A 24465-nucleotide genomic window follows, 5' to 3' on the forward strand; every position below is an offset into this window, starting at 1 on the left:
ATAAAAATACCTTTTAAATATTATTAAAGAATAAGCAGCCTTGCTAGGATCGCTCCACCGGAACACCGGACATAACGCGCAACCTACTCAGATGGAGCCACTATGTCCGGCGCCGACACTTCTCACAGCGATTACGTGGGCGGATTGTTCCGCAGTCATTACGACTGGCTGTGCAGCCGTTTGCACCGCCACCTCGATTCTCGTGCCCACGCCGAAGACATCGCCGCCGACACCTTCGTCCAGCTGCTGAGTGCACCGGGTGTGGTGCCCATCCGCCAGCCGCGTGCGCTGCTCACCACCATCGCGCAACGCCTCATGTATCAACTGTGGCGCCGGCGTGATCTGGAACGGGCCTACCTCGACGCTCTCGATAACGACGAAACCTCCACCGCGCCGTCTCCCGAAGAGCTGGCGCAAATGCTCGAAGCCCTGCAAGCCATCGATCAGTTACTCGACGGCTTGCCGGCCAAGGTCAAGGCGACCTTTTTGCTCTCGCAACTCAATGGCCTGACCTACCCGGAAATCGCCAGCGAACTGAGGATTTCCCAGCGCTCGGTCAGCGACTACATGACCCGTGCCTTCAACCGCTGCCTGCGGCTGTGCCTGGAATGAGCGACGAGCTGATCGACAGCGCCACGCGCTGGTACGTGCTGTTGCGCTCCGGCCAAGCTTCGACGGGTGACTGGCAGCGCTATGAACAATGGCGCGCCGCCGACCCGCGTCATGACGCCCTGTGCCGACAGTTGGAAACCCGCTTGGGCGTGTTCCAGGTTCCCCAGGCGCAAGGGGTGAGTGGCAAGGTGTTGCAACAGGCACTGGAGGCGCCGTCCAGTCGACGGCAGGTGTTGCAGGTCGCGCTGGCCGGTGCTGGTGTGGCAGTTGGCGCGGCCTTGCTGGCCAAGCCGCTGGGCTTGCCATTGACTGAACTGACGGCGGATATCCGCACTGGCACCGGCGAGCGCCGCACCGTCGCGTTGGGCGATGGCAGCGAATTGCTGCTCAACGCACAAAGCGCGGCCGACATCCAGTTTGATCCGCAACGCCGGCTGATACGCCTGCGCGAGGGCGAGTTGCTGGCCAAGGTCGCCAGCGACCGCATCCGACCGTTTTTGATCCAGACCGACCAGGCGCGTCTGCGCGCCTACGGCAACCGTTTCCTAGTGCGTGAACGGCAAGGGCAGGGCCAGGTGGTTGCCCTCAACGGCGCAGTGGAAATTGACGGCCAGCACGGCGAACGCCTGCAACTCGCCGCCGGCCATGAAGTGCATTACGACCGTGCCGGATTCGGCCCGGTGCAGGCCAGTTCCTCCGGGGCCACGGCCTGGGTCGATGGCTTCCTGCAAGTGCGCGACCGCCCGCTGGCCGAAGTCATCGACGCACTGCGGCCCTATCACAATGGCGTGCTGCGCCTGGATCCTGCGGTGGCGGGCCTGCGCGTCAGCGGCTTGTACCGGTTGGACAACCCCCAGCAAATCCTCGACACCCTGGCGCGCACCTTGCCGATCCACATCACCCGCCGCAGCGGTTTTTGGGTGACCGTCAATGCCGCGTGATGCCCTCTGTGGCGAGGGAGCTTGCTCCCGCTGGGGTGCGCAGCAGCACCAAAACCTGGGAGCGCTTCGCACTCCAGCGCGAGCAAGCTCGCTCACCACAAAGTGCTCGTTCACTTTGGAACAGGCCAGTTCTAAGAACATAACCAAACGATCTGCAAGTTTTCCCCCCGCTGACCCACATCACTCCCGTAAGCGCTGCGGGGAGCAGCGCCGTCGAGTTTCCTTGGGGGGAGCCAAAGTGAATCAGTTCAACCGTGTGCCGCTTCGAACCTTTGCCCTGGTGCCGTTCGCCAGCCTGTTGTTGTCGTTTGCCGCGAGTGCCGAAGAGGTGCGCCAGGTCTATCACATCGCACCAGGCCCGTTGGATGAAGTGCTGCTGAACATCAGCCGCCAAAGCGGCCAGGTGATCTCGTTCACACCGCAGTTGGGTAACTATTCCTCGGCCAGCGTGGACGGTTCTCTGTCGGCGCAACAGGCGGTGGACGCCGCGCTCAAGGGCACCGGCCTGCAAGTCCAGGTGAGCCCGGACGGCGCGTTCATCATCAAGGAAGGCGCGAGCAAAAACGCGACCAGCAACGTCAACGCGCAAACCCGTGCAGCGCAAGCGCCGACCCTGGACCGCGTGGTCGCCATTGGCACCCGGCGCAGTGACGCCACCGCCTTGACCAGCGCCGCGCCGGTGGATGTGATCAACGCCGAAGAACTCAAGCAGACCGGTGCCACCAGCCTCAACCAGGCACTGTTCCAACTGCTGCCGTCGTTCAACTTCCCGCAAAACCAGAGCGCCACCCGTGGCCAGAACCCCAAGGGCGCGTCCCTGCGTGGCCTGGCGCCGGACCAGACGCTGGTGCTGATCAACGGCAAGCGCCGCCATGCCTCGGCGGTGGTGAACATCTCCGGTGGCGTGCCGTTCATTGGCGCGCAGCCGGTGGACCTGGACATGATCCCCATCAGCAGCATCGATCATGTCGAAGTGCTGCGCGATGGCGCGTCGGCGCAATACGGCTCGGATGCGGTAGCCGGTGTGGTCAACATTGTGCTCAAGGAACGTGACAGCGGTGGCCAGGTCAACACCCAACTGGGTAAATACGCCCAGGGCGACGGCTTCAGCAAAACCACCGACGGCTGGTACGGCCTGGGTTTGCCGGGGGATGGCTTTCTCACCTTGAGCTTCAACACGCTCAACAACAAACCCACTGACATTGGCGACAAATACGTCGCCGACGGCCAACTGCAAGACCCGCGCTGGGGCGGTGCAGGGCGCGATAAATTCAACCTGGCAGCCAACGCCGAAATCGGCCTGAGCGACCAGTGGCGCCTCTACAGTTTCGCCACCTTTGGCCAGGACAAGTCGGTGAACAACACGCCACCGCTGCTGGCGAATAACCCGAACAACGTTCAGGGCATCTACCCCAACGGCACCATTCCCAAATACCGCTACCGCTATGAAGACGGCGCACTCACCGTCGGCACCCGCTATGAAGACGACACGCTTGGCCGCTTTGACCTCAGCGCCACCTACGGTCGCGACAAGCACGATGAACTGGCCTTTAACACCGTCAACCCCAGCTACGGCCTGAACAGCCCGACCAAGTTTGACGTGGCGACATTGGTCAACGAGCAGACCAACCTCGGCCTGGATTACGCCAAGGACCTGGACGTCAACTGGTCGAGCCATCCGCTGACCGTCTCGGCGGGCATTGCCTACCGCCATGAGCAGTATCGTCTGGAGGAGGGCGACTACGAGTCCTACTCCTTTGGCGGCATCAACGGTGTGCAGGTCGGCGCGGTGCAAGCCTCCGGTCTCACACCAGACGACGCCGGCACCTACAAGCGGGATGTCGGCGGCGTTTACTTTGGTCTTGAGCACCAGCTCACCGACAAATTCCAGGTCGGGCTGGCCGGGCGTACCGAGCACTATTCGGACTTTGGATCGGCCACCACCGGCAAGCTGTCGGCGCGGTATGACTTCACGCCGCAGGTGGGCTTGCGCGCCACGGTGAACAACTCCTTCCGTGCGCCGACCCTGGGCCAGATCGGCACGTCGTGGACCACCACCACCAACGTCGACATCAACGGCAACCCGGTGCTGACGCGCATGTTGCCCGCCGACAACCCGGCCGCCCGTGCGCTGGGCGCCGAGCCGCTCAAACCGGAAAAATCCACCAACTACTCCTTGGGCCTGGTGTTGCGCCCGGTCGAAAACGCTTCATTGACCATCGACGCCTACCAGATCTCGATTCGTGATCGCCTGCTCTACAGCGGCGGTATTTCCGGGCCACGTGCCGAACAGATCCTGCAGCAAGCCGGGTTTGGCCAGTACACCTGGGCGCAGTTCATGACCAACGCGGCCAACACCCGTACCCGTGGCGTCGACATCGTCGGCAAGTACAACCTGGACCTGGCGCAGTACGGCGCGTTGAGCCTGTCGGCCGGCTACACCAAGGCGCGCACCACGATCGAAAAGGTCCACGAGAACCCCAACGGCTTCGACATCCTCACCCGCGAAGCCCGTGGCTTTCTGGAGCACGGCTACCCCGAAGACAAGCTGGTACTCGGCGCTACCCACCGCATCGGCGCATGGACCATCGCCCTCAGCGAAACCCGCTACGGCGAATACCGCAAATACGCCGCCAGCGAAGCCAACGCCCAGTACGACCAGACCTTCGGCGCGCAGTGGAACACCGACCTGGACGTGAACTACGCCTTCACCAAACAACTGCGTTTGTCAGTCGGCGCCAACAACTTGTTCGACAGCAAGCCCGACGACTTCAACACGCGCCTGCGCCAGACCCCGGGCCAGCAGTACAGCTACCTGTCGCCGTCGGCGCCGGAAGGAGCGTTCTATTACACGCGGCTCAGTTATGACTTTTAACCGATCTTGAATCCGCAGAGATCAAATGTGGGAGCGGGCTTGCTCGCGAATGCGGTGGGTCACTTGATGCAAGTGTTGACTGACCCAATGCCTTCGCGAGCAAGCCCGCTCCCACACTGGATCGTCTGTGCTCTGGAAATTGATTCACCACGAGGTTCTGCATGAAAACACTTAAACACCTGCTCGGTGGCTCGCTGCTGGCACTGGCCGTTTTGGCGCAGCCAACAACGGCGGCCGAAGCCGTCAAACCCATTCACTTCGGTGACATCACTTGGGAAAGCGGCAGCCTGATCACCGAAGTGCTGCGCCTGATCGTCGAGAAGGGTTATGGCTTGCCCACCGACACCTTGCCCGGCAGCACCGTGAGCCTGGAAGCCGCCCTGGCCAAGGACGATATCCAGGTGATCGGTGAAGAGTGGGCCGGGCGCAGTCCGGCGTGGGTCAAGGCCGAAAACGAAGGTAAGGTGTTCGGCCTCGGTGACACGGTCAAAGGCGCCACCGAAGGCTGGTGGGTGCCGGAGTTCGTGATCAAGGGCGATGCCGCGCGCGGTATCAAGCCCCTGGCGCCGGACTTGAAGTCGGTGGCCGACCTGCCGCGCTACAAAGACGTGTTCCGCGACCCCGAAGACCCGAGCCGTGGGCGCTTCCTCAACAGCCCCACCGGCTGGACCTCGGAGATCGTCAACAGCCAGAAACTCAAGGCCTACAAACTCACTGACAGCTTCGTCAACTTCCGCACCGGCTCTGGCGCGGCGCTGGATGCCGAAGTGGCGTCGTCGATCCGTCGTGGTAAACCCGTGTTGTTCTACTACTGGTCGCCGACGCCGCTGTTGGGCCGCTTCAAACTGGTCAAGCTGGAAGAGCCACCGTTCAACGCCGAAGCCTGGAAGACCCTGTCCGACGCGAAAAACCCCAACCCCATCGGCACCCGCTCGATGCCAGCGCGCCTGGCCATTGGTGTGTCGGCACCGTTCAAGGCGCAGTACCCGCAACTGGTGAGCGTGTTTGAAAAGGTCGACCTGCCGATTGATCTGCTCAACGGCATCCTCGGGGAAATGAGCGAGAAACGCACGCCGCCGCGCCAAGTGGCTGAAGCCTTCCTCAAAGACCATCCAGACGTCTGGCAACAATGGGTGCCGGCGGATGTGGCGGCCAAGCTGAAGGGGGCGCTCTGATGCTTAAACTTTTCGCTGCTGCGGTACTTTCACTGGTTGCCAGTCAAGTGCTGGCGGCCGAACCGGCCACGTTGCGCATCGGTTACCAGAAAAGCTCGGTGAGCATGGTATTGGCCCGTGAGCACAAACTCTTCGAGGAAGCGTTGCCCGGCACTCAGGTGCAGTGGATCGAGTTCCTCGGCGGCCCGCCGCTGATCGAGGCGCTGAATGGCGGCAGCCTGGACATCGGCAATATCGGCGATATCCCGCCGATCTTCGCCCAGGCCGCAGGCATCGATTTGCAGTATTTCGCCGTCGAACCCAACGAGGGCAAGACCGAAGCAGTGTTGGTGCCCAAAGCCAGCAGCGTGCAGAGCGTGGCCGAACTCAAGGGCAAGCGCGTGGCGCTGCTCAAGGGCTCCAGCGCCCACAACCTGTTCCTGAAAAGCCTGCTGCGCGCCGGTTTGCAATGGAAGGACGTGAACGTGGTGTACCTGTCGCCGTCCGATGGCCGCGCTGCGTTCGAGCAAGGCAAAGTCGACGCGTGGGTGGTGTGGGACCCGTACTACTCCGCGGCCGTGGTCGACGGTTCCGCCCGCGTGTTGGGCGACGGCCAGGGCCTCAATCCGGCGGGCAGTTTCTTCGTGGTCAGCAGCCCGTTTGCCAAGCAATATCCGCAGTCCATTGGTGCGATCATCAAGACGTTGGCCAAGGCGCAGCGCCTGTCCCTCGACCAGCCCGAAGACAGCATCGCGCTGATGGCCAAGACCCTGGGCCTGCAACCGGCCGTGGTCAAAAGCTACTTCGAACACCGCTCGCCCGCGCCGATTCGCCCGTTGGAAGCGGTTGACGTCGACAACCAGCAACGCACCGCCGACCTGTTTTTTGCCAACGGCCTGATCCCGAAAAAGGTTGATGTGCAGCAAGCTGTCTTCAAGGCGCCATGACCATGCAACCGATCTACATCGATTTTCTCAACGGCCTGGACATCGACGAACTGGGCCTTACCAACGACGAGATCCTCACCGCCATCGAAGCCAGCCTGGCGATCCAGGGCCGTGGCGAGGCGGTGATCGAGCCGCGTACCCACCTGATTCCCGGCGGTGAGATCAACGGCCACTTCAACGTATTGCGCGGTGTACTCGGCGGCGATATCGGCTATGCCGGCGTCAAAGTGGTGGGGGATTTTGTCGACAACTACCGCAAGGGCTTGCCCTCGGAATTGGCCATCCTCAACCTGCTGGACCCGGCCACCGGGATTCCCAAGGCGATCCTGGATGCCTCGGCGATCACCGATATGCGCACCGGTGCGATTACGGCCATCGGCGCCAAATACCTGGCCCGGCCCGACAGCAAAGTGCTGGCGCACATTGGCGCGCGTGGCACGGCGTATTGGAACGTGCGCTTGCTGGATCACCTGTTCGACTTCGACGAAATCCGCGTGCACTCACGTCGCAGCGAAAGCCGCGAAGCCTTCGCTGAGCGCCTGCGCAAGGACCTGGGCAAACCGGTGATCGTTACCGACGATTGGGAGTCCACTGTGCGTGGCGCCGACATCGTGGTCGAGGCGTCGAGGCTGGATCAGCCCGAGCCCTTGTTGCGCACCGGGTGGATCAAACCCGGCGCCTTTGTGGTGCCCTACGGCACCATGAGCGCGGTGGAATTGTCGCTTACCGAGATCATGAGCAAGTTGGTCGTGGATGATTGGGGCCAGTGCAAAGGCGGGCTTTTTGGCGCGCTACGTGCCCATGTCGACGCTGGCAAACTCAGTGCCGAAACCCTGCATGCCGAGCTGGGCCAGATCGTGGCCGGCTTGAAAACCGGCCGGGAAACCGCCGAGGAAACCATCCTGTTCTGGCACCGTGGCCTGAGCCTCAGTGACATCGCGCTGGGCCATGCACTGCTGGAAAAAGCCAAGCGCCTGGGGATTGGCCAGCGGCTGCGCTGGGCATGATTCACTTCGATCCCAAAGGTTTAGCCCTGGCAGATTTGCTGGCGATTGCCCGGCAGGATGTATCGGCGGATTTCTCTGTGCAGGCCCGTCAGCGCATCGATGAAGGCCACCAGTTGTTGGTGAAACTGGCGGCTGAAGGCACGCCGATTTACGGCGTAAATACCGGCCTCGGTGCTGCGGTGGACACGCCGGTGGCGCCCGTGCAGGCGAGTATTCCGTTGGGGCGCGCGGTGGGTGTAGGACGCTTGGCCAATCGCCAGGAGCTGCGCGCCATCACTGCTGCGCGCCTGGCGGGATTGGCTCAGGGGCGTTCGGGTATTTCAGCGCAAGCTGCGCAGGCGTTGCTGGATTTACTTAACTCCGGTGCCGAACCGCAAGTGCCGTTACTCGGCTCTTTGGGCGAGAGTGACCTGGCGCCGTTAGCACACTTGAGCCTGGCGCTTTCGGTGCCTTTGACCGGCAAGGATGGATTAGCGCTGGTCTCGGCGAATGCCGCCAGTGTCGGGCTCGGCGCATTGCTGGTCGCCGAGGCACAGCAAGTGTTGGCAGCGGTGCTGGCGGCGCTGGCGTTATCGTGCGAGGGCTATCGGGCCAACCTTAGTCCGTTCCAGCCATGGGCTTCGCGCCTGCGGGCGGCACCGGGGCAAACCGACCAGTCGGCGGCGTTGTTGCAGTTGCTGGACGGCGGTCAACTGGCTGACAGCCCACGCCGTCTGCAGGACCCCTTGAGCTTTCGCTGCGCCACGGTGGTCCAGGGTGCGGCGCAGCAGGCGTTGCGACAGCTGCATGAGCTGGTCGAACTGGAACTGCGTAGCGGTGCGGATAACCCGGCGTTGATCAGCGAAGAGGCGCTTGTGTTAGCCACGGCAAATTTCGACAGCACGCATTTGGCGCTGGCGGCTGAAGGCCTGGGCCTGGCGCTCAATCGAGTGGCCGCATGCAGCGCCGAGCGGATTGCCAAGTTGCTATCGCCGGCTTCGAGTGATCTGCCGCGCTTCCTCATCACTCAGCCCGGCCACGTCGGCATGGCCGCCTTGCAGCGCACCAGTTCAGCATTGGTCGCAGAAATCGGTCACTTGGCCAATCCGCTGCCAGCGGTGAGCGTGCCGGTGGCGGACCGTGTTGAAGACTATGCGGGCCAAGCCTTGGCCGTGGTCGACAAGACCCGTCGCCTGACCGAGCGGGTATTGTGGCTGGCCAGTATCGAACTGATCGTTGCCGCGCAGGCGGTGGACCTGCGCGGTGAGCTGCGCTTGGGGTACGGTGCACGGCAGGTCCATGCAGCCGTGCGCAGCCAGGTGGCCCATCTGGATCAGGATCGCTCAGGCGCGGTGGATGTGCTGGCGTTGAGTGCCTTTATCACCCAGACCGGGTTTGACGGGTGACCTTGCATAGCGCCAAGCCCTGTCTATGCTGATCCAGAACCGTTGATGACGCTTGGCATATAAAGCGATTCGGATGGTTGTTCCTATAAAGATCTGCCAGCAACATTCAATCCGTGAATGGAATGCGCCTCCCCAGGCGCGGGTAATTGAAGGGTGATCCGAACATGTTCAACCGCCATCACAAATCCGACCTGCAAGAAATCGAACGTTTCTCCTGCGCCCTCACTGAATCCAATGCCAAACTGGCCGCCATCAGCCGTTCCATGGCCATGATCGAGTTCGACCCCAGTGGCGTCATCCTCGACGCCAACGACAACTTCTGCAAAACCATGGGCTACAGCGCCGAGGAAATACGCGGCAAACATCACCGGCTCTTTTGCGAAGAGGCCTACACCCATACCGACGCCTACGCCAAGCTCTGGCGCGACCTGGCGCGGGGCGAGGCCCTCAGTGGCACCTTCATGCGCTTGAACAAGCACGGCCAGGAAGTGTGGCTGGAAGCCAGCTACATGCCGGTGCTGGACAAGAACAATCACGTTCAAAGCGTGATCAAAGTCGCGTCGGACATTACCGCGCGGGTCCACCACGAACATGAAAACCAGAGCTTGATCGACGCCATCGGCCGGTCCATGGCGGTGATCGAATTCACCCCGCAGGGCCAGATCCTCAACGCCAACGAAAACTTCCTGAAGACCGTGCAGTACTCCCTGGATGAAATCGTCGGCCAGCACCACAGCCTGTTTTGCCACCGCAACGAAGTGGAATCGCCGGCCTACAAAGCGTTCTGGGCGTCGCTCAACCGTGGCGAATACCACTCGCACCGCTTCGAGCGCAAAAACAAGTACGGCAAGACCCTGTTCCTGGAAGCGTCCTACAACCCGATCTTCGACACCAATGGGCGCCTGTACAAAGTGGTGAAGTTCGCCAGCGACATCACTGACCAGGTCACCACCCTGCGTAACGCGGCCGACTCGGCCCACGCCACCTCGGTGCAAAACGACGCCTGCGCCCGCAAGGGCTCGGAAGTGGTGCAGCAAACCGTGCAGATCATCGAGGAGATTTCCCACGACCTGAACCAAGCGGCGCAGAGCATCGATGCGGTCAGCAAACAATCGGACATCATTGGCGCCATCGTGCAGACCATCCGCAGCATTGCCGAGCAGACCAATATGCTCGCGCTCAACGCCGCGATCGAAGCGGCACGGGCCGGTGAGCATGGGCGCGGCTTTGCGGTGGTGGCGGACGAGGTGCGCAGCTTGGCGGCGCGAACCAGCCAGGCGACGGTGGAAATCGTCGATGTGGTGCGCAAGAACCACGACTTGTCGCTGAGCGCGGTATCGAGCATGCAATCGAGCTTGAGCCGCACGGGCTTGGGGGTGGAATTGGCGAATGAAGCGGGGCAGGTGATCCTGGAGATTCAGGAAGGGTCACGGCATGTGGTGGATGCGATCGGGCAGTTCAATTCGACGTTGCAACTGCAATAAACGCATTGTCAGCTTGATAACCCGATCACTGTGGGAGCTTGCCTGCGAAAGCATCACCTCGGTACATCAGAAACACCGAGTGATCCGCATCGCTGGCAAGCCAGCTCCCACACAAGTGCGGCTTAGATCGCAGCCAGGGTCTCTTTCACCGCCTGCGCCTGCGGGTCAACGGTCTTTGCCGCTACCTGCTGCTCTTGCTGCTGCTTCAGGCGTTCGGCCACTTGTTTGGAAATCGCATCCTGCTTTTCCTGGGACATGTTCTGCACGTCCGCCTCGGTCAAACCTTGTTCCTTGAGCAATTGCTCACGGATGCGCTCGGCCGGGGATTTGCTCATGTAGTCAGTGAACTCAGAGCGCGCAGTGCTGGCGGTGGCGCCGGTTTTCGGTACGTCCGGTGTCGCCGTAGCGGCAGTGACCGCCTCTGTGGACGTCTGCAACTGCACGCGGGTCTTGGCGAAGGCCTCGTCGATGCGGTCGTTGGCCTTGTCCAGTTCCTTCTGCGCGGCCGGCACGGTCACGCTTTGTTGCGCGGCTTGCAGGGCACCGCTGTACAGCGCGCTGGCAGCGGCGTTGGCGGGGTCCATGTCGGGCCGTTTGAGTTGTTGAACGGTCGACACGGCTAAGGTGTTGTTGTTAACCAGCATGATCGGTCACCTGGGGAAATGTTCGGTGCCACAGGTGCAGCAAATAGCGTGCCGGGTGTGAACGCTAGGGAGTTGGGGGCCTGGACCAAGCCGCTATGGCAAGAGTTGTCCTGCTGCCGGCCAATTCTTGCCGGTTGCTGGCAGTTTGAAAGCCCCCTGTAGGCCTGCTTATTATTTCAAAGGCCGATACCCACTAACTGCATCTCCCCTCCATTGACTTCCAACAACTCACCCCCTGTACCTGTGGCTCTCATGTAGAACCTCGCATGGACTTTTCCAGTGCTGGTATTGAATTCATAAAATGTAATCTCTCCGGACTCAGCTTGAAACCTGAGGGGTGAAGGGTCGGAGGTGTACTTCAAGTCGCAAGTGGCAGTCACCTGTCCGTTGGGGTTGCGGATGGGGTATTTGTCTCGGTTTCCTGTAATTCCAAGTGGGAGGTGGAACTCAAAGAAGACGACATTGGAGCCTTGCATCGTGGCGTCCAAAATATAGCGGAAGGCTGTTTTTCTTAATCTGATTTCATCGGCTCTGAATTCAAGAATCACATTGCCTCTGACGAGTTGTGCTGTGAACGTTCCGTTGGTGGGATTTTTGTCGTCGCGTTCAACTTGGGAATTTGTCATGACGTTATCCTGATGTGTTCGCTAAGGGGCTTCATAGAGCTGTCCTAGCCCTGCTCAAAATCTGATGCCTAAAGCGACTTCAAGTCTACTGTCAGAAATAACAGTCACGACAAATGGCAGCGTTGCCGTCAGTGCGAGATGTTTTCCAGCGCCAGGTTCCGCGTACGCGGCCCGAACCAACTGATGGTGATCATCACGATCAACATGCTGCTGGCAATGAACGCCAACACGCCCGGTGTGCCCAGGTGTTCAAGGATGAAGCCGATCAACAAACTGCTGAACACCGTGGACAAGCGGCTGAACGAGTAACAGAACCCTACCGCCCGTGCGCGGATGTTGGTGGGGAACAATTCACTTTGGTACGAGTGATAACTGAAGCTCAGCCAGGCGTTGCAGAAGGTGATCATCACCCCACAGATCACCAGCCCCACCGCCGTGGTTTGCAGGGCGAACAGGCTGCCGAAGACCATCGCGCCCAGCGCCGAGCCGACGATCTGCCATTTGTTTTCAAAACGGTTGGCCACCTTCACGAACAACAACGGCCCCAACGGGTAGGCGAGGGTGATGATGAAGGCGTAGAGCAAGCTGTGGGTCACGCTGACGCCCTGGCCCGACAGCAACGCTGGCAGCCAGTTGCCAAAACCGAAGAAGCCGATGGCCTGGAACACATGAAACACGATCAGCATCAAGGCGCGGCGGCGGTAAGGCGGTTGCCAGATATCGGCAAAGCGGCCATCACCCTGCACGCTGACGGCTTCGGGCTCGGGTTCATCCAAGGGTTTGCCATGATCCTTCTGGCAGCGCGCTTCAAGGTTGTCCATGATCACACCGGCTTCTTCGAAACGCCCTTTTTGTGCAAGCCAACGCGGCGACTCTGGTAAACGCTTGCGCAATTGCCAGATAAACAGCGCAAACACGGCGCTCGACAACACCACCCAACGCCAGCCGGACACGCCGAACGGCGCCTGTGGCACCAGCCACCACGACATCAACGCCACCGACGGCACTGACAGGAACTGGATAAAAAACGCAAAGGCAAACGCCGAACTGCGCATGCGCTTGGGCACCAGTTCCGAGAGGTAGGCGTCGATGGTTACCAGTTCAATGCCCAGGCCAATGCCGACCAGGAAACGCATGCAAATGATGCCCACGGCGGAGGTCTGGATGCCCATCAATACCGTGGCGACGGTGTACCAGATCAACGCAAAGGTGAAGATCGCCCGCCGTCCGAAACGGTCGGCGATAGGGCTGAGCAGGCTGGCGCCGAGGAACAGGCCGAGGAAGGTTGCCGAGGCAAAGGCGGCCTGGTCCGAGAAACCGAATACGCCTTCGCTGCCGGTGTGGAAGATTCCGTCACTGATCAGGCCGGGGCTGATGTAGGCGGTCTGGAACAGGTCGTACAGCTCGAAAAAGCCGCCGATGGACAGCAACGCCACCAGGCGCCAGACCGTGGCGACGGCAGGCAGGCGATCGATGCGTGCGCTGATATGGGCGGCGCGGATCGGATCGATGCCGTCGGTGCTAGAGAGTGCGGGCATGGGGAAACTCAATAAGTGATCGGAATCTCGAATGTCTGAAACGCATCATCCTGGGGATGGTAACCCAGCACCCGCGTGGTTTCGCTCAGGTCCAGGCGCTTGAAGCGGTTATTGGAAATGCCATGGGCGATCAGGTGCTTCACGCCCTCGGCTTCCACCGAGCGTTGCAGCAACTGCACCGCGTCACGCGGGCTGAGCCAGGCGCTGAGGTCGCGGGCGTTGTTGAGGTCGTGGGTTTCGGGGAATTCGAAGGCGCCGATGCGCAGGGCAATGGTCGACAACGCGGTTTTCGCGGCGTAGTAGCCACACAGCGCCTCGCCGTAGCATTTACTCACGCCGTACAGGTTGGCGGGCATCACCGGCATGCCGGGCGTGATCTGGCGGTCTACCGGGTAGCCTTCGATGGTTTGCGCGCTGCTGGCGAACACCAGGCGCTTGACTCCGGCGGCCACGGCGGCTTCGAACAGGTAGGTGGTGGCGAGGATGTTATTGGGCAGCAATTCATCGAACGACGCGCTGGCGTGGGGGATGCCCGACAGGTGCACGATCACGTCGATGCCGTCGAGCAAGGCCGCCAGGCTGGATTTGTCGCTGAGATCGGCGTGCACGAAGCGGTGCACGCCCAGATCGAAATCCGGCGCGATGCGGTCGGTGAGGGTGAAGCGGTAACGGTCTTTGGAGGCGTCGAAAAACGTCTTGCCGATTCTGCCGCAGGCGCCGGTGAGCAGTACGTTGAGTCCTTTCACGGTGCAGTCCTTGTTTTAGTTATGGCCGTCGAGGGCAAAGGTTTTGAAACCGGGGCGCTGGCTGAGGCGCTGGTAATACGCCTCCACCGCCGGGTAGGGCGGATGCTCCAGCGGCGCGTTGCGCCAGCGGTGTACCGAGAGGCCGACGAGGATGTCGGCCAGGGTGAATTCATCGCCGGTGACGTAGGCGCCGGTCTTGAGCAACTGTTGTTCCAGCAGGCCCATCTTGTCGTTCCAGGCCTGCACGCCGGCCTGGATGCGCTGTGGGTCCTGATAGTCCGGGTTCTGGCGCACCAGCGCATGGAACGCGTAGCCCCAGGACGGGTTGAGCTCGGTCGCTTGCCAGTCCATCCATTGCTCCACCCGGGCCCGTGGGGCGGGTTCGGCGGGGAGCAGGTCGTGGCGTTGGTAGAGGCTGACCAGGTAACGGCAGATGGTGTTGGACTCCCACAACACGCCGTGGTCATCGATCAATACCGGTACCTGGGCGTTGGGGTTCAGGGCGAGGAATTCCGGGGATTGGGTGGGGGTGTAGCCGATGCCCCAGTCTTCGCGCTGGTAATCGATGCCCAGCTCCTGGCAGGTCCAGAGCACTTTGCGCACGTTGATGGAGGACGTGCGGCCCAAGATTTTCAGTGAGTGTCCCATGGTGCTTCCCTGGCAGTGGAGAGCAACCAATCTAGCAGGGTCAGGTACTCTCCCGCACCTGCAACTCAAACCCCATGTCCACCACCGGCTTGGCGATCTTGTTACCCGCCATGATCGTCAACAGATGCTCCGCCGCACGCCGCCCAATCGCTTCACGCGGGGTGCTGATGCTGCTCAGGCGCGGCACCATGAAGGACGAGGCGGGCAGGTCGTTGAATCCCAGCACGGCCACACGTTCCGGCACCTTGATGCCATGGCGCATGGCTTCCAGCAAGGCGCCCTGGGCCAGGTCGTCGTTGCCGAAGAAGATGGCGTCCACGTCGGGATGGGCGGCCAGCAGTTGCAGGAAGAGTTCGCCGCCCAGGCCCACGGAGGAGGGGCGCGGCGTCAGCAATTCCAGCGCCGGGTCGTACAAGCCGGCTTGTTGCAGCGCTCGGCGGAACCCTTCGCCGCGCAGCAACGTGCGTTGGTCCAACTGCGCGCCGATGTAAGCCAAGCGTTTGTAACCACGGGACAACAGATGCGCCGCCGCCGTTTCGCCCGCGCTCAATTGCGAGAACCCTACGCAGTTCACCCCGGCGTTCGGGTCCAAATCCATCATATAGACGCAGGGCACATTGCTGGCCTCGACCATCCGTCGGGCGCTTTCGGTGCGATCAAACCCGGTCAGCAGCAAACCCCGTGGCTGGTAGGCCATGTAGTTGCGCAGCAGGTTTTCTTCTTCATCACGGGAATAGTGGGAGTTGCCAATCAGCACTTCAAAGCCCTTGGGCCGCAGCACCTGGTGGATGGCTTCGAGGGTTTCGATAAACAGCAGGTTGGACAGCGACGGCACCAACACCACCACCGAATGGCTCTGGGCCGAGGCCAGGGCGCGGGCGGCGGGGTTGACCACATAATTGAGTTCGGCGGCGGCCTGCTGCACTTTTTCCACCAGTTCGGTGGCCACGGTGCTGATACCGCGCAGGGCGCGGGAGGCGGTAATCGGGCTGACGCCGGCCAGGCGGGCGACTTCGTTAAGGGTCGGGCGACCCGTGGTGCGCAATTTTTTATCGTTCTTGGAGGTCATCAGGCGGCTTGCCAAACAAAAATCGAGGCACTAAGGTAGCGCTGTCTCCAAAAGGCTGCAAATTCTTGAACTTTGGGTTGCCTGATCCGGTTCAAATGATTGGAGCGGATGCACGCGTCACTCCATAAAAATGACAAGACGGCGCGGGAAAAGCCTGTTTTTGCACTAGCCTTACAGCGTGCAAAGGTAGCGCTATCTGCGTCCTGAGGTGTTTCATGAGTCAACCTGTTACCGCCCTGGTCATCATGGGTGTTTCCGGCTGTGGCAAGTCCAGCGTCAGCGAGGCCCTGTGCCGCCTGAACGGTGCCACCGCCATTGAAGGCGACAGCTTTCACCCTGCCGCCAACATCGAAAAGATGAGCGCCGGCCACCCCCTCAACGACGACGACCGCGCCGGCTGGCTCGACATCCTCTGCGATGAACTGCGCCGTTCGCTCAAAGCGGGCGAGCATCCCGTGCTCACCTGCTCCGCCCTGAAAAAGAAATACCGCGACCACCTGCGCGAAGCCGCGCCGGGCCTGGGTTTTGTCTTTTTGGAGCTGACCCGCGCCGTAGCCGCCGACCGCGTGTCCCATCGCCCTGGGCATTTCATGCCGGCCAGCCTCATCGACAGCCAGTTCGCCACCCTTGAATCGCCCAAAGGCGAACCGCTGACCCTGGCCCTCAACGCCAGTGAAGACAGCGTCGAGGAACTGGCCGAGCAGACCAACGCCTGGTGGCTGCAACACGGCTTTGAACCTACTCATTAATTTTTTGCCGGAAAAGATAGCGCTATCCCCGGCAGGAAATTCAACACCCGCTTTAATAACAACAACAAACAGGAGAGACCCCCCATGTTTGGCATGTCCCACGAGTCCTACCTGCTGCTTGATGCAGTGGTCACAATCATTGGGTTGATCGTTCTGATCACCAAGTTCAAGGTGCACCCGTTCATTGCGCTGATCATCGCGGCCGGCTTCCTCGGCCTGACCTCGGGCATGCCCGTGGACAAGATCATCAAGGCGTTCCAGGACGGTTTTGGCGGGGTGCTCGGCTTTGTCGGCATCATCCTCGCGCTGGGCACGATGCTCGGCAAGATGATGGCCGAATCCGGCGGTGCCGATCAGATCGCACAGACCCTGATCCGCGCCTTCGGCAAAGAGAAGGTCCAGTGGGCCATGATGTTCGCCGCGTTCCTGGTGGGCATCCCGCTGTTCTTCGAGATCGGCTTTGTGCTGCTGATCCCGCTGGTGTTTATCGTGGCACGGCGTACCGGCGTGTCGCTGATCAAGATCGGCATTCCGCTGCTGGCCGGTCTCTCGGCGGTACATGGCCTGGTGCCACCGCATCCGGGCCCGCTGCTGGCCATCGGCGTGTTTGGCGCGGATATCGGCAAGACCATCCTCTACGGCCTGATCGTCGCACTGCCGACCGCCATCATCGCCGGCCCGATCTTCGGTACGTTCATCGCCAAGTACATCCCGGGCAACCCGTCCCAGGAACTGGTCGATCAACTGGCCCGCGAGTCGGAACACAAAAACCTGCCGAGCTTCAGCATCACCCTGATTACCGTGTTGTTGCCGGTGTTCCTGATGCTGCTCAAAACCTTCGCAGATATCGGCTTGCCGGACGGCCACATCGTGCGCAACTGGATGGACATGATCGGTCACCCGATCTCCGCCCTGTTGTTGGCATTGCTGCTGTCGCTGTACACCTTTGGCCATCGCCAGGGCATCCACTCCAAACAGATCCTCAAACTGCTCGATGCCAGCCTGGCGCCGACCGCTGCGATCATCCTGATCATCGGTGCCGGCGGTGGCTTCAAGCAGATGCTGGTGACCAGCGGCGTGGGTGATGTAATCGGCCATATGGCGGTAAACGCGCAGATCAACCCGATCCTGCTGGCGTGGCTGGTGGCGGCGGTGATTCGCGTGGCAACCGGTTCGGCCACGGTGGCGACCATTACCGGCGCTGGCATTGTGGTGCCGGTGGTGGGGATGATTCCGGGGGTTAACCGTGAGCTGCTGGTGCTGGCGACGGGGGCGGGTTCGTTGATCCTGTCTCACGTCAACGATGCGGGGTTCTGGCTGGTGAAGCAGTACTTCAATATGACGGTAGCCGAGACGTTCAAGACGTGGACGGCAATGGAGACGATTCTGTCCGTCGTGGCGTTGATCTTCATCATGCTGTTGTCGTTGGTGGTGTAACAGGTACACCACAAAACAACTGTGGGAGCGGGCTTGCTCGCGAATGCGGAGTGTCAGTCAATGTATTGGGTGACTGATCCAACGCATTCGCGAGCAAGCCCGCTCCCACAGTTTTAACCATATTCCTGCAGTTGGATTGGGTCAGGCTTTAGTGACCAGCCCATCCGCCCTGAACATCCCGCGAATCCCCCGCACCGCCTGGCGGATCCGGTCCTGGTTCTCGATCAGCGCAAAGCGCACGTGATCATCGCCATACTCGCCAAACCCAATCCCCGGCGACACACACACCTTGGCCTCCAGCAGCAGCTTCTTGGCAAATTCCAGCGAGCCCATGGCGGCATATTGCTCGGGAATCTTCGCCCACACGTACATCGACGCCTTCGGATTTTCCACCATCCAGCCCAGTTCATGCAGGCCCTTGACCAGCACATTGCGGCGTTGGCGGTACTGCTCGGCGATGTCTTTCACGCACTGCTGGTCACCTTCCAGTGCTGCAATGGCGGCGACTTGCAGCGGGGTGAAGGTGCCGTAGTCGTGGTAACTCTTGATGCGCGCCAGGGCGTTGACCAGTTCCGGGTTGCCCACCATGAAACCGATGCGCCAGCCGGCCATGTTGTAGCTCTTGGACAAGGTGAAAAACTCCACCGCGATGTCCTTGGCGCCCGGCACTTGCATGATCGACGGGGCTTTCCAGCCGTCGTAGACGATGTCGGCGTACGCCAGGTCGTGGATCACCAGCACGTCGTATTGCTTGGCCAGGGCGATCACACGTTCGAAGAAGTCCAGTTCCACGCACTGCGCGGTCGGGTTGGACGGAAAGCCGAGGATCATCATCTTCGGCTTGGGGATCGAGCCGCGAATCGCCCGTTCCAGCTCCGCGAAGAAGTCCACGCCCGGCACCAGCGGCACAGAACGCACTTGCGCGCCGGCAATCACCGCACCGTAGATGTGGATCGGGTAGCTCGGGTTGGGCACCAGCACGGTGTCGCCCTGGTCCAGGGTGGCCAGCATCAAGTGCGCCAGGCCTTCCTTGGAACCGATGGTCACGATGGCTTCGGACTCAGGGTCGATGTCCACTTCATAGCGATCCTTGTACCAGCGCGAAATCGCCCGGCGCAGGCGCGGAATGCCTTTGGACGTGGAATAACCGTGGGTGTCTTCACGCTGGGCCACTTGTACGAGTTTTTCGACAATGTGCGGCGGCGTGGCGCCGTCAGGATTGCCCATGCTCAAGTCGATGATGTCTTCGCCGCGCCGACGCGCAGCCATCTTCAGCTCAGCCGTGATGTTGAAAACGTAAGGGGGGAGTCGATCTATGCGCGCAAAGCGGCGCGGCGAACCTTGGTCTGCCATTGTTGCCTCGAGAGTACGTAAGCGCCCGGAACCGTCCGAGCGACGTCGGCCACTGCGGTGGCCTGCGGGGCAGACAATACGGTCGATGATGGCCGGTTGTCCAGATGCGTAGGAAAATTTTCTGCATGGAGCCCAATGCGGATATGCCCCTATACTCGATGCGGGTTTGTTCCCTTATAAGAAGGAGACTGTTCGTATGGATCAGCAGACAAAACAACCGTTAGAGCCACGCATGGAAGCCGGTAAAGCCCTGGTGATCGCCGGGGTGCAAGGGCGTTATTCGAAGGCCACCGTGGGGGATATCCCCAAACTGTGGGAGTTGTTCGACACCTGCATCAAGGACATCAAGAAGCGTGTGGGCGGTGTGACCTATGGCGTTTGCCACAACCCCAAGCACGGCGAGTTCGACTACATGGCCGGTGTCGAAGTCCCGACCAAAGCCGATGTGCCAGGCAACTTCGAAGTCATCGAAATCCCACCGCTCAACTACGCCGTGTTCCCGCATTACGGACCGGTGCAGGCGCTTGAGCAAACCTACGAGCGCATCATGTTCGAATGGCTGCCGCACTCGGGCTACAAGGTGATGGGCGCGGATTTCGAGCGCTACAGCGCAGATTTTGATGCGCGCAAGGGCACCGGGACGGTGGAGATCTGGTTGCCGGTGGGGCAGAAAGCCTGACAGGCACAGGGGCCGGTAGGCTGGCCCCTGTCAGCTTTGGGTTGGGCGGCTAGACGCTCAGCGAACGCGCGATATATGACCCGCCGGACACGTATCCCGAAGTTTGTAATTTATCGTTAGGTTGCACCAGTTCTAGCTGTGTGACGTAGGCACTTAGAGGACGGCCTTGCGGATCTCTATAGGCTTCTGCAACGCCATCAACGCCGAAGGTGTTGTCCCACAGCCCTGTCAACGTATGCCTGATCAGGTTGACAAAACGTCCTTTTGCCTCTGCACGAGCCAGTGCAACCATTTTTCCATCGCTTTGGAATAACACGTCCGTATAGGAGCCCAAACCAGTATCTGTGATAAGCAGGTTGCCCTGATGGAAGTCTTGGCTGGGTGTGCCATTGGGCTGAAGCTTTGTAATGAAATTTCGCTCTTGGGGTGAGTAACGATCGGTACCCACGACGCCAATGCTGCCTTGTGGGCCGGAGGCCATGTCAGAAATCGCAAGGTTGTCCTGGGCCAGGACCACTTCACCGTTGTTACCAAACCCCGAGTCAGGATTGCCGTTGGCGTCAAAGCCCAAAGCCAGCGTTTGATTTCCTCTATAGCCGCCTACCACGAACCCTTGCGAGGTTAGGATCAATGACGTGAGGATTGTGCCGTTCAAAGTGATGGGGCCTTGCTGGCCGAAGTTGATGATCGTGCCGTCGCTGTCCAATTGAAAGATGAAGCTGTTTGACAGGTTCCGGAAGGCGACCAGGATTTTCCCGTCTGGTTGGACAGCCAGGCCGCTTCTGGGTAAGAGTCCTGGGTAGATGCGGGTGTTGAGTGAGCGTGTGCCGCCGTCGCCAAAGCTGGAGTCGGTTGTGCCGTCAACATTGAAACGAACCGCCATCGCAATCTGAGCACTCCCCAATGCAAACAGCAGCAGCGGCCGGCCGTCGGGTTGGATGACCAGGTTGAATAACTCGACGAAGTCCGTTGCTGGAATGAATACGGGTTGATAATTCGGGTCGGGCTCACCTTCGGCTGTATGTTTGAACACTGCGATGTAAGGCGCGTTTTCAAAATAACCGACGCCAACCGTGATCACTGAACCATTGGCCAGAGATCTAGAAATACCCGAAATCTGCGAAAAAAACGTTTCGCCTGTCTTAGGCGTGGTATTACCGAAGCTCAGATCCTTGCTGCCTGCGGTGTTGGTGTTGGTGCCTGAACGCCTTGTAGGAATGCTCATTGGCCTGCTCCTTGGGAGAGAATAGAGGTATCCATACCTGCTTGCTGACTGCTCAATGCGACGACGATGGAACGCCATTGAACGACAGATTCTCTCTCATGCGCAGCTGTCAGATCTGACAGTAGACAGTCTACGGATTATTCGCTTGTTTGATTGCTAAAGGCTTGGCCACTCTTTGGATGACCAAACACCCACCTCAACCTGCGCTCATACCCAATCCGCCCCTTATACGCCTCCCCGCTATCTATCCAACCGGCCGACAGATACAACCCCATCGCCGCCCCATTCTCCGTATCCACCGACAACTCCAGCCCCTGAATCTGCGGCCACGCCTGCAACGCCGCTGCGGGCAGCGCCTGCAGGCAGGCTTTGCCGAAGCCACGCCCTTGCTGATGCCGATCCACCTGCAACGCATGCAAGGTCGCGCTGTGCTCATCCGCCCAGTGGGGCAGGCAAGGCGGGCGTTTGAGCAGCAGGAAGGCCACGGGCGTTTCGTCGGCGAGCAGGGCGAAGCCCTTGATGGCGTCAGGATGGGGATTGACCAGCAGGCTGTTCAGCGCACAGTAGATATCGCCGGAATACGCCAGTTGCTCGGGGTGCACTTGCAGGGTGTCGAGTTGCTGTTTCTGCGCAAGGCTCAACGTCTCATACAGGGCGAGGCGGGTTTCCATCGGGTGCGTATCCGAAATCCTACAAAGAGGCGTGGATTCTAGCGGGTTTGCCGGGGGCGAAATTATTTTTAAGCGGCTTGTCGATTGGCCGGTGGGCCATTCGACTAAGGGTGTCTTCCGTGATGTTTTCTACCCCGAGGAGTATCGCCATGAGCACGGCCATCAACACCCTGATCGACCAATGGAAACAAGCGGTCACCGCTAAGGATGTCGAGAAGATTGTCAGCTTTTACGCCGACGATATCGTCGCGTTCGACGCCGTTGGCGCCCTGCAATTCAAGGGCAAGACGGCTTACCAGGCACATTGGCAGGCCTGTATGGAATTCTGCCCTGGCCCCGGCATTTTCGACTTTCATGAGCTGCATATCGTTGCCGGAGCAGACAGCGCTTTCGCCCACTGGTTGGCCCACTGCGGCGGCACCGGCCCGGACGGCGTGCTCAAGACCTGCTGGATGCGGGTCAGCGCCGGCTACCAGCGCATCGATGGTCAATGGAAAGTGGTGCATGAGCACTGGTCCGCGCCGTTCGACATGGAAACCGGCGCTGGTCTGTTCGACCTGAAACCTTGACCCGCGCGATCTATAGTCAGTCGTCCGAAAACGGAGAAACCCATGAAATATCTCTGCCTGATCTACAGCAACGAACAGGTGCTGCACACCTCGCCGGACAGCCCGGCAGACCCTGAGTGTTTCGCCTACGCGCAGTCGGTTCAGGCCAGCGGCCGCATGCTGGCCGCCGAGCCGCTGGAGTCGGTGACCACCGCCACCACTGTGCGCATGCGCAATGGCAAGTTGTCGGTCACTGACGGGCCGTTCGCCGAGACCAAGGAGCAGCTCGCCGGGTTCTACCTGATCGAGGCCCGTGATTTAAATGAGGCGATCCAAGTGGCCGGTGGCATTCCGGCCGCCCGGGTCGGCAGTGTGGAAGTGCGCCCTGTGCGTGAATTGAATCTCTGAATACAACAACCCTAAGACTCAAGAGGTTTACCCCATGTCTACGCAACCTGCCGAGTTTGAATTGTCCATCAGCCGCGTGATCGATGCACCGCGCAGCCGTGTGTTCCGTGCCTGGACCGAACCCGCCTTGCTCCAGCAATGGTGGGGGCCCCATGGCATGACCACCTCCGAGTGCGAAATGAACCTGTGGGTTGGTGGCCTGTTTCGCACCTTGATGCGCGCACCGGACGGCGCCGAATACCCGACCCAGGGTGTGTTTCTGGAAATCGTCGCGCCACGGCGGTTGGTGTTTACCGATGCCTTCACGCCGGGCTGGATTCCGTCTGGCAAGCCGTTCATGACCGCCGAAGTGACGTTGCAGGAAATCGAGGGCAACAAGACGCTTTACACCGCCCGCGCCATGCACTGGAGTGCCGAAGACAAGCAGGCCCACGAAGCCATGGGCTTTCATGACGGCTGGGGCCAGAGCCTGGATCGACTGGTCACCCTGGTGACCGAGGGCATGCGCGATTGACCCTGTCGGTCGAGGCCATTTACCGCGGCGAATCACGCCGGGTCCTCGCGACGCTGATTCGCTTGCTGGGCGATTTCGACCTGGCCGAAGAAGCCCTGCATGAAGCGTTTTTCGTGGCGGTGCAGCGTTGGCCGCTAGACGGAGTGCCGGACAATCCACGCGCCTGGCTGGTGTCGACCGGGCGCTTCAAGGCCATCGACCGTCTGCGCCGCCAGGCGCGTTTCACCCCGTTGTTGCAGGCGCAGGCCGATACACTGGAAGCCGCTGACTGGAGCGATGAAGACGTGGAAGATGACCGCCTGCGCCTGATCTTCACCTGCTGCCATCCCGCGTTGGCGGCCGATGCCCAGGCGGCGTTGACCTTGCGCGAGATCTGCGACCTTACCACCGAAGAAATTGCCCGGGCGTACCTTGCCACGCCGGCCACCATTGCCCAGCGCATCGTGCGGGCCAAGGGCAAGATCCGCGAGGCGAAGATCCCTTACCAGGTGCCATCCCGCGACGAATTGCCCGAGCGCCTCGAGAGCGTGTTGCGGGTGATTTACCTGGTGTTCAACGAGGGCTATTCGGCGTCCATGGGGGCGGACCTGACCCGCGAAGATCTGACCCGTGAGGCCATTCGGCTAGGCCGATTGTTGATGGAATTGCTGCCCGAACCGGAAGTCATGGGCCTGCTTGCGTTGATGCTGCTACACGAATCCCGTCGCCCGGCACGCACCTCAGCCAGTGGTGAATTGGTGCTGCTGGATGAACAGGACCGCTCGCTGTGGGATATGTCCATGATCGGTGAAGGCTGTGCACTGGTGGAGCACGCGCTGAGCACACGGCGCTTTGGTCCGTATTGCCTGCAAGCCGCAATTGCGGCGGTGCACGCCGAAGCGCCCAGTGCGGGTGAAACCGACTGGCCGCAGATCGTCGGGCTCTATGATGTGTTACTCAGGATGATGCCGTCAGCCGTGATCGAACTGAACCGCGCCGTGGCACTCGCCATGCGCGATGGGCCCTTGGCGGGATTGCAGCAGGTAGAAGGGATTCTGGCGCGTGGCGAGTTGCTGGATTACCACCTGGCGCACTCGGCGTGCGGGGAGTTTTACCGGCAATTGGGTCGTGTCGAAGAGGCACGAGTCGCCTACGAACGGGCGCTGGCCTTGACCCAGCAAGCACCCGAACGCAGGTTTATCGAAAAGCGTTTGGCTGAACGCTGA

The 24465-nt window shown here is 60.7% G+C and carries 23 protein-coding genes and 2 pseudogenes; 16 read left to right on the forward strand and 9 right to left on the reverse strand.

Annotation, left to right across the window (positions count from 1 at the left end; translation table 11 throughout):
• Positions 1–102: 102 nt before the first annotated feature.
• The 9 genes and pseudogenes from HX823_RS01975 to HX823_RS32230 all read left to right on the forward strand — a co-directional run.
• A complete protein-coding gene (locus HX823_RS01975) occupies positions 103–612 on the forward strand; it encodes a sigma-70 family RNA polymerase sigma factor (protein WP_177073997.1) in 510 nt (169 codons plus the stop codon).
• Complete coding sequence (locus HX823_RS01980; protein WP_177073998.1) at positions 609–1553, forward strand: FecR domain-containing protein; 945 nt, start codon at positions 609–611, stop codon at positions 1551–1553. The genes HX823_RS01975 and HX823_RS01980 overlap by 4 nt, the downstream gene beginning before the upstream one ends.
• Positions 1554–1791: 238 nt before the next feature.
• Positions 1792–4428 (forward strand): TonB-dependent receptor, encoded by a 2637-nt coding sequence (locus tag HX823_RS01985; RefSeq protein WP_177073999.1) that lies wholly within the window; start codon positions 1792–1794, stop codon positions 4426–4428.
• A gap of 161 nt (positions 4429–4589) precedes the next feature.
• Positions 4590–5603: an ABC transporter substrate-binding protein gene (locus HX823_RS01990; protein ID WP_177074000.1), complete on the forward strand. Its 1014-nt coding sequence runs from the start codon at positions 4590–4592 to the stop codon at positions 5601–5603.
• On the forward strand, positions 5603–6529 hold the full coding sequence (locus tag HX823_RS01995; protein ID WP_177074001.1) for an aliphatic sulfonate ABC transporter substrate-binding protein: 927 nt from the start codon (positions 5603–5605) through the stop codon (positions 6527–6529). The genes HX823_RS01990 and HX823_RS01995 overlap by 1 nt, the downstream gene beginning before the upstream one ends.
• Positions 6530–6531: 2 nt before the next feature.
• Entirely contained in the window at positions 6532–7536 is a 1005-nt protein-coding gene (locus HX823_RS02000) for an ornithine cyclodeaminase family protein (RefSeq protein ID WP_038850573.1), read from the forward strand.
• Complete coding sequence (locus tag HX823_RS02005; RefSeq protein WP_177074002.1) at positions 7533–8921, forward strand: aromatic amino acid lyase; 1389 nt, start codon at positions 7533–7535, stop codon at positions 8919–8921. The genes HX823_RS02000 and HX823_RS02005 overlap by 4 nt, the downstream gene beginning before the upstream one ends.
• 164 nt (positions 8922–9085) lie before the next feature.
• A pseudogene (locus HX823_RS32225) lies at positions 9086–9862 on the forward strand (PAS domain-containing protein); the annotation flags it as partial.
• A gap of 129 nt (positions 9863–9991) precedes the next feature.
• Positions 9992–10405: pseudogene (locus tag HX823_RS32230) on the forward strand (methyl-accepting chemotaxis protein); the annotation flags it as partial.
• 122 nt (positions 10406–10527) lie between these two features.
• On the opposite strand, the gene HX823_RS02015 reads toward HX823_RS32230, so the two are convergent.
• The 6 genes from HX823_RS02015 to HX823_RS02040 all read right to left on the reverse strand — a co-directional run bounded on the left by HX823_RS02015 (position 10528) and on the right by HX823_RS02040 (position 15679).
• Positions 10528–11049, reverse strand: a complete 522-nt coding sequence (locus HX823_RS02015; RefSeq protein ID WP_177074004.1) for a hypothetical protein — start codon at positions 11047–11049, stop codon at positions 10528–10530.
• Positions 11050–11225: 176 nt separating this feature from the next.
• Positions 11226–11675, reverse strand: a complete 450-nt coding sequence (locus HX823_RS02020) for a hypothetical protein (protein ID WP_177074005.1) — start codon at positions 11673–11675, stop codon at positions 11226–11228.
• A gap of 128 nt (positions 11676–11803) precedes the next feature.
• Entirely contained in the window at positions 11804–13213 is a 1410-nt protein-coding gene (locus HX823_RS02025) for an MFS transporter (RefSeq protein WP_177074006.1), read from the reverse strand.
• A gap of 8 nt (positions 13214–13221) precedes the next feature.
• The gene (locus tag HX823_RS02030; protein ID WP_177074007.1) at positions 13222–13959 is read right to left on the reverse strand and encodes an NAD(P)-dependent oxidoreductase; all 738 of its coding nucleotides are present in this window, start codon (positions 13957–13959) and stop codon (positions 13222–13224) included.
• Positions 13960–13974: 15 nt separating this feature from the next.
• A complete protein-coding gene (locus HX823_RS02035; RefSeq protein WP_061449324.1) occupies positions 13975–14607 on the reverse strand; it encodes a glutathione S-transferase family protein in 633 nt (210 codons plus the stop codon).
• Between the two features lie 40 nt (positions 14608–14647).
• Positions 14648–15679 (reverse strand): LacI family DNA-binding transcriptional regulator, encoded by a 1032-nt coding sequence (locus HX823_RS02040; protein ID WP_161630256.1) that lies wholly within the window; start codon positions 15677–15679, stop codon positions 14648–14650.
• Between the two features lie 212 nt (positions 15680–15891).
• Here HX823_RS02040 and HX823_RS02045 point away from each other — a divergent pair, with 212 nt between their 5' ends.
• Together HX823_RS02045 and HX823_RS02050 are read left to right on the forward strand one after the other, a co-directional pair.
• A complete protein-coding gene (locus tag HX823_RS02045; protein WP_033896292.1) occupies positions 15892–16425 on the forward strand; it encodes a gluconokinase in 534 nt (177 codons plus the stop codon).
• An 84-nt stretch (positions 16426–16509) separates the two neighbouring features.
• Positions 16510–17862, forward strand: coding sequence for a GntP family permease (locus HX823_RS02050; RefSeq protein ID WP_017738791.1), 1353 nt, complete (start codon positions 16510–16512; stop codon positions 17860–17862).
• Between the two features lie 141 nt (positions 17863–18003).
• On the opposite strand, the gene alaC is transcribed toward HX823_RS02050, so the two are convergent.
• A complete protein-coding gene (gene alaC, locus HX823_RS02055; RefSeq protein WP_038850588.1) occupies positions 18004–19215 on the reverse strand; it encodes an alanine transaminase in 1212 nt (403 codons plus the stop codon).
• A gap of 196 nt (positions 19216–19411) precedes the next feature.
• Between alaC and HX823_RS02060 the strand changes: the two genes are divergently transcribed.
• Entirely contained in the window at positions 19412–19894 is a 483-nt protein-coding gene (locus tag HX823_RS02060; RefSeq protein WP_177074008.1) for a GyrI-like domain-containing protein, read from the forward strand.
• Between the two features lie 49 nt (positions 19895–19943).
• Here HX823_RS02060 and HX823_RS02065 read toward each other — a convergent pair whose 3' ends face one another.
• The gene (locus tag HX823_RS02065) at positions 19944–21119 is read right to left on the reverse strand and encodes a hypothetical protein (RefSeq protein ID WP_177074009.1); all 1176 of its coding nucleotides are present in this window, start codon (positions 21117–21119) and stop codon (positions 19944–19946) included.
• A 137-nt stretch (positions 21120–21256) separates the two neighbouring features.
• Positions 21257–21790 (reverse strand): GNAT family N-acetyltransferase, encoded by a 534-nt coding sequence (locus HX823_RS02070; RefSeq protein ID WP_177074010.1) that lies wholly within the window; start codon positions 21788–21790, stop codon positions 21257–21259.
• 149 nt (positions 21791–21939) lie between these two features.
• On the opposite strand from HX823_RS02070, the gene HX823_RS02075 reads away from it, so the two are divergent.
• Genes HX823_RS02075 through HX823_RS02090 form a run of 4 tightly spaced genes read left to right on the forward strand, consistent with a single transcriptional unit; the run spans position 21940 to position 24465 of the window.
• A complete protein-coding gene (locus tag HX823_RS02075) occupies positions 21940–22359 on the forward strand; it encodes a nuclear transport factor 2 family protein (protein WP_038850594.1) in 420 nt (139 codons plus the stop codon).
• Positions 22360–22401: 42 nt separating this feature from the next.
• Positions 22402–22746 (forward strand): YciI family protein, encoded by a 345-nt coding sequence (locus HX823_RS02080; RefSeq protein WP_033896286.1) that lies wholly within the window; start codon positions 22402–22404, stop codon positions 22744–22746.
• Between the two features lie 34 nt (positions 22747–22780).
• A complete protein-coding gene (locus HX823_RS02085) occupies positions 22781–23260 on the forward strand; it encodes an SRPBCC family protein (protein WP_177074011.1) in 480 nt (159 codons plus the stop codon).
• Entirely contained in the window at positions 23257–24465 is a 1209-nt protein-coding gene (locus HX823_RS02090) for an RNA polymerase sigma factor (RefSeq protein ID WP_177074012.1), read from the forward strand. The genes HX823_RS02085 and HX823_RS02090 overlap by 4 nt, the downstream gene beginning before the upstream one ends.

The sequence above is a fragment of the Pseudomonas sp. P7759 genome, from assembly GCF_013386445.1.
Lineage (GTDB): Bacteria > Pseudomonadota > Gammaproteobacteria > Pseudomonadales > Pseudomonadaceae > Aquipseudomonas > Aquipseudomonas azotoformans_A.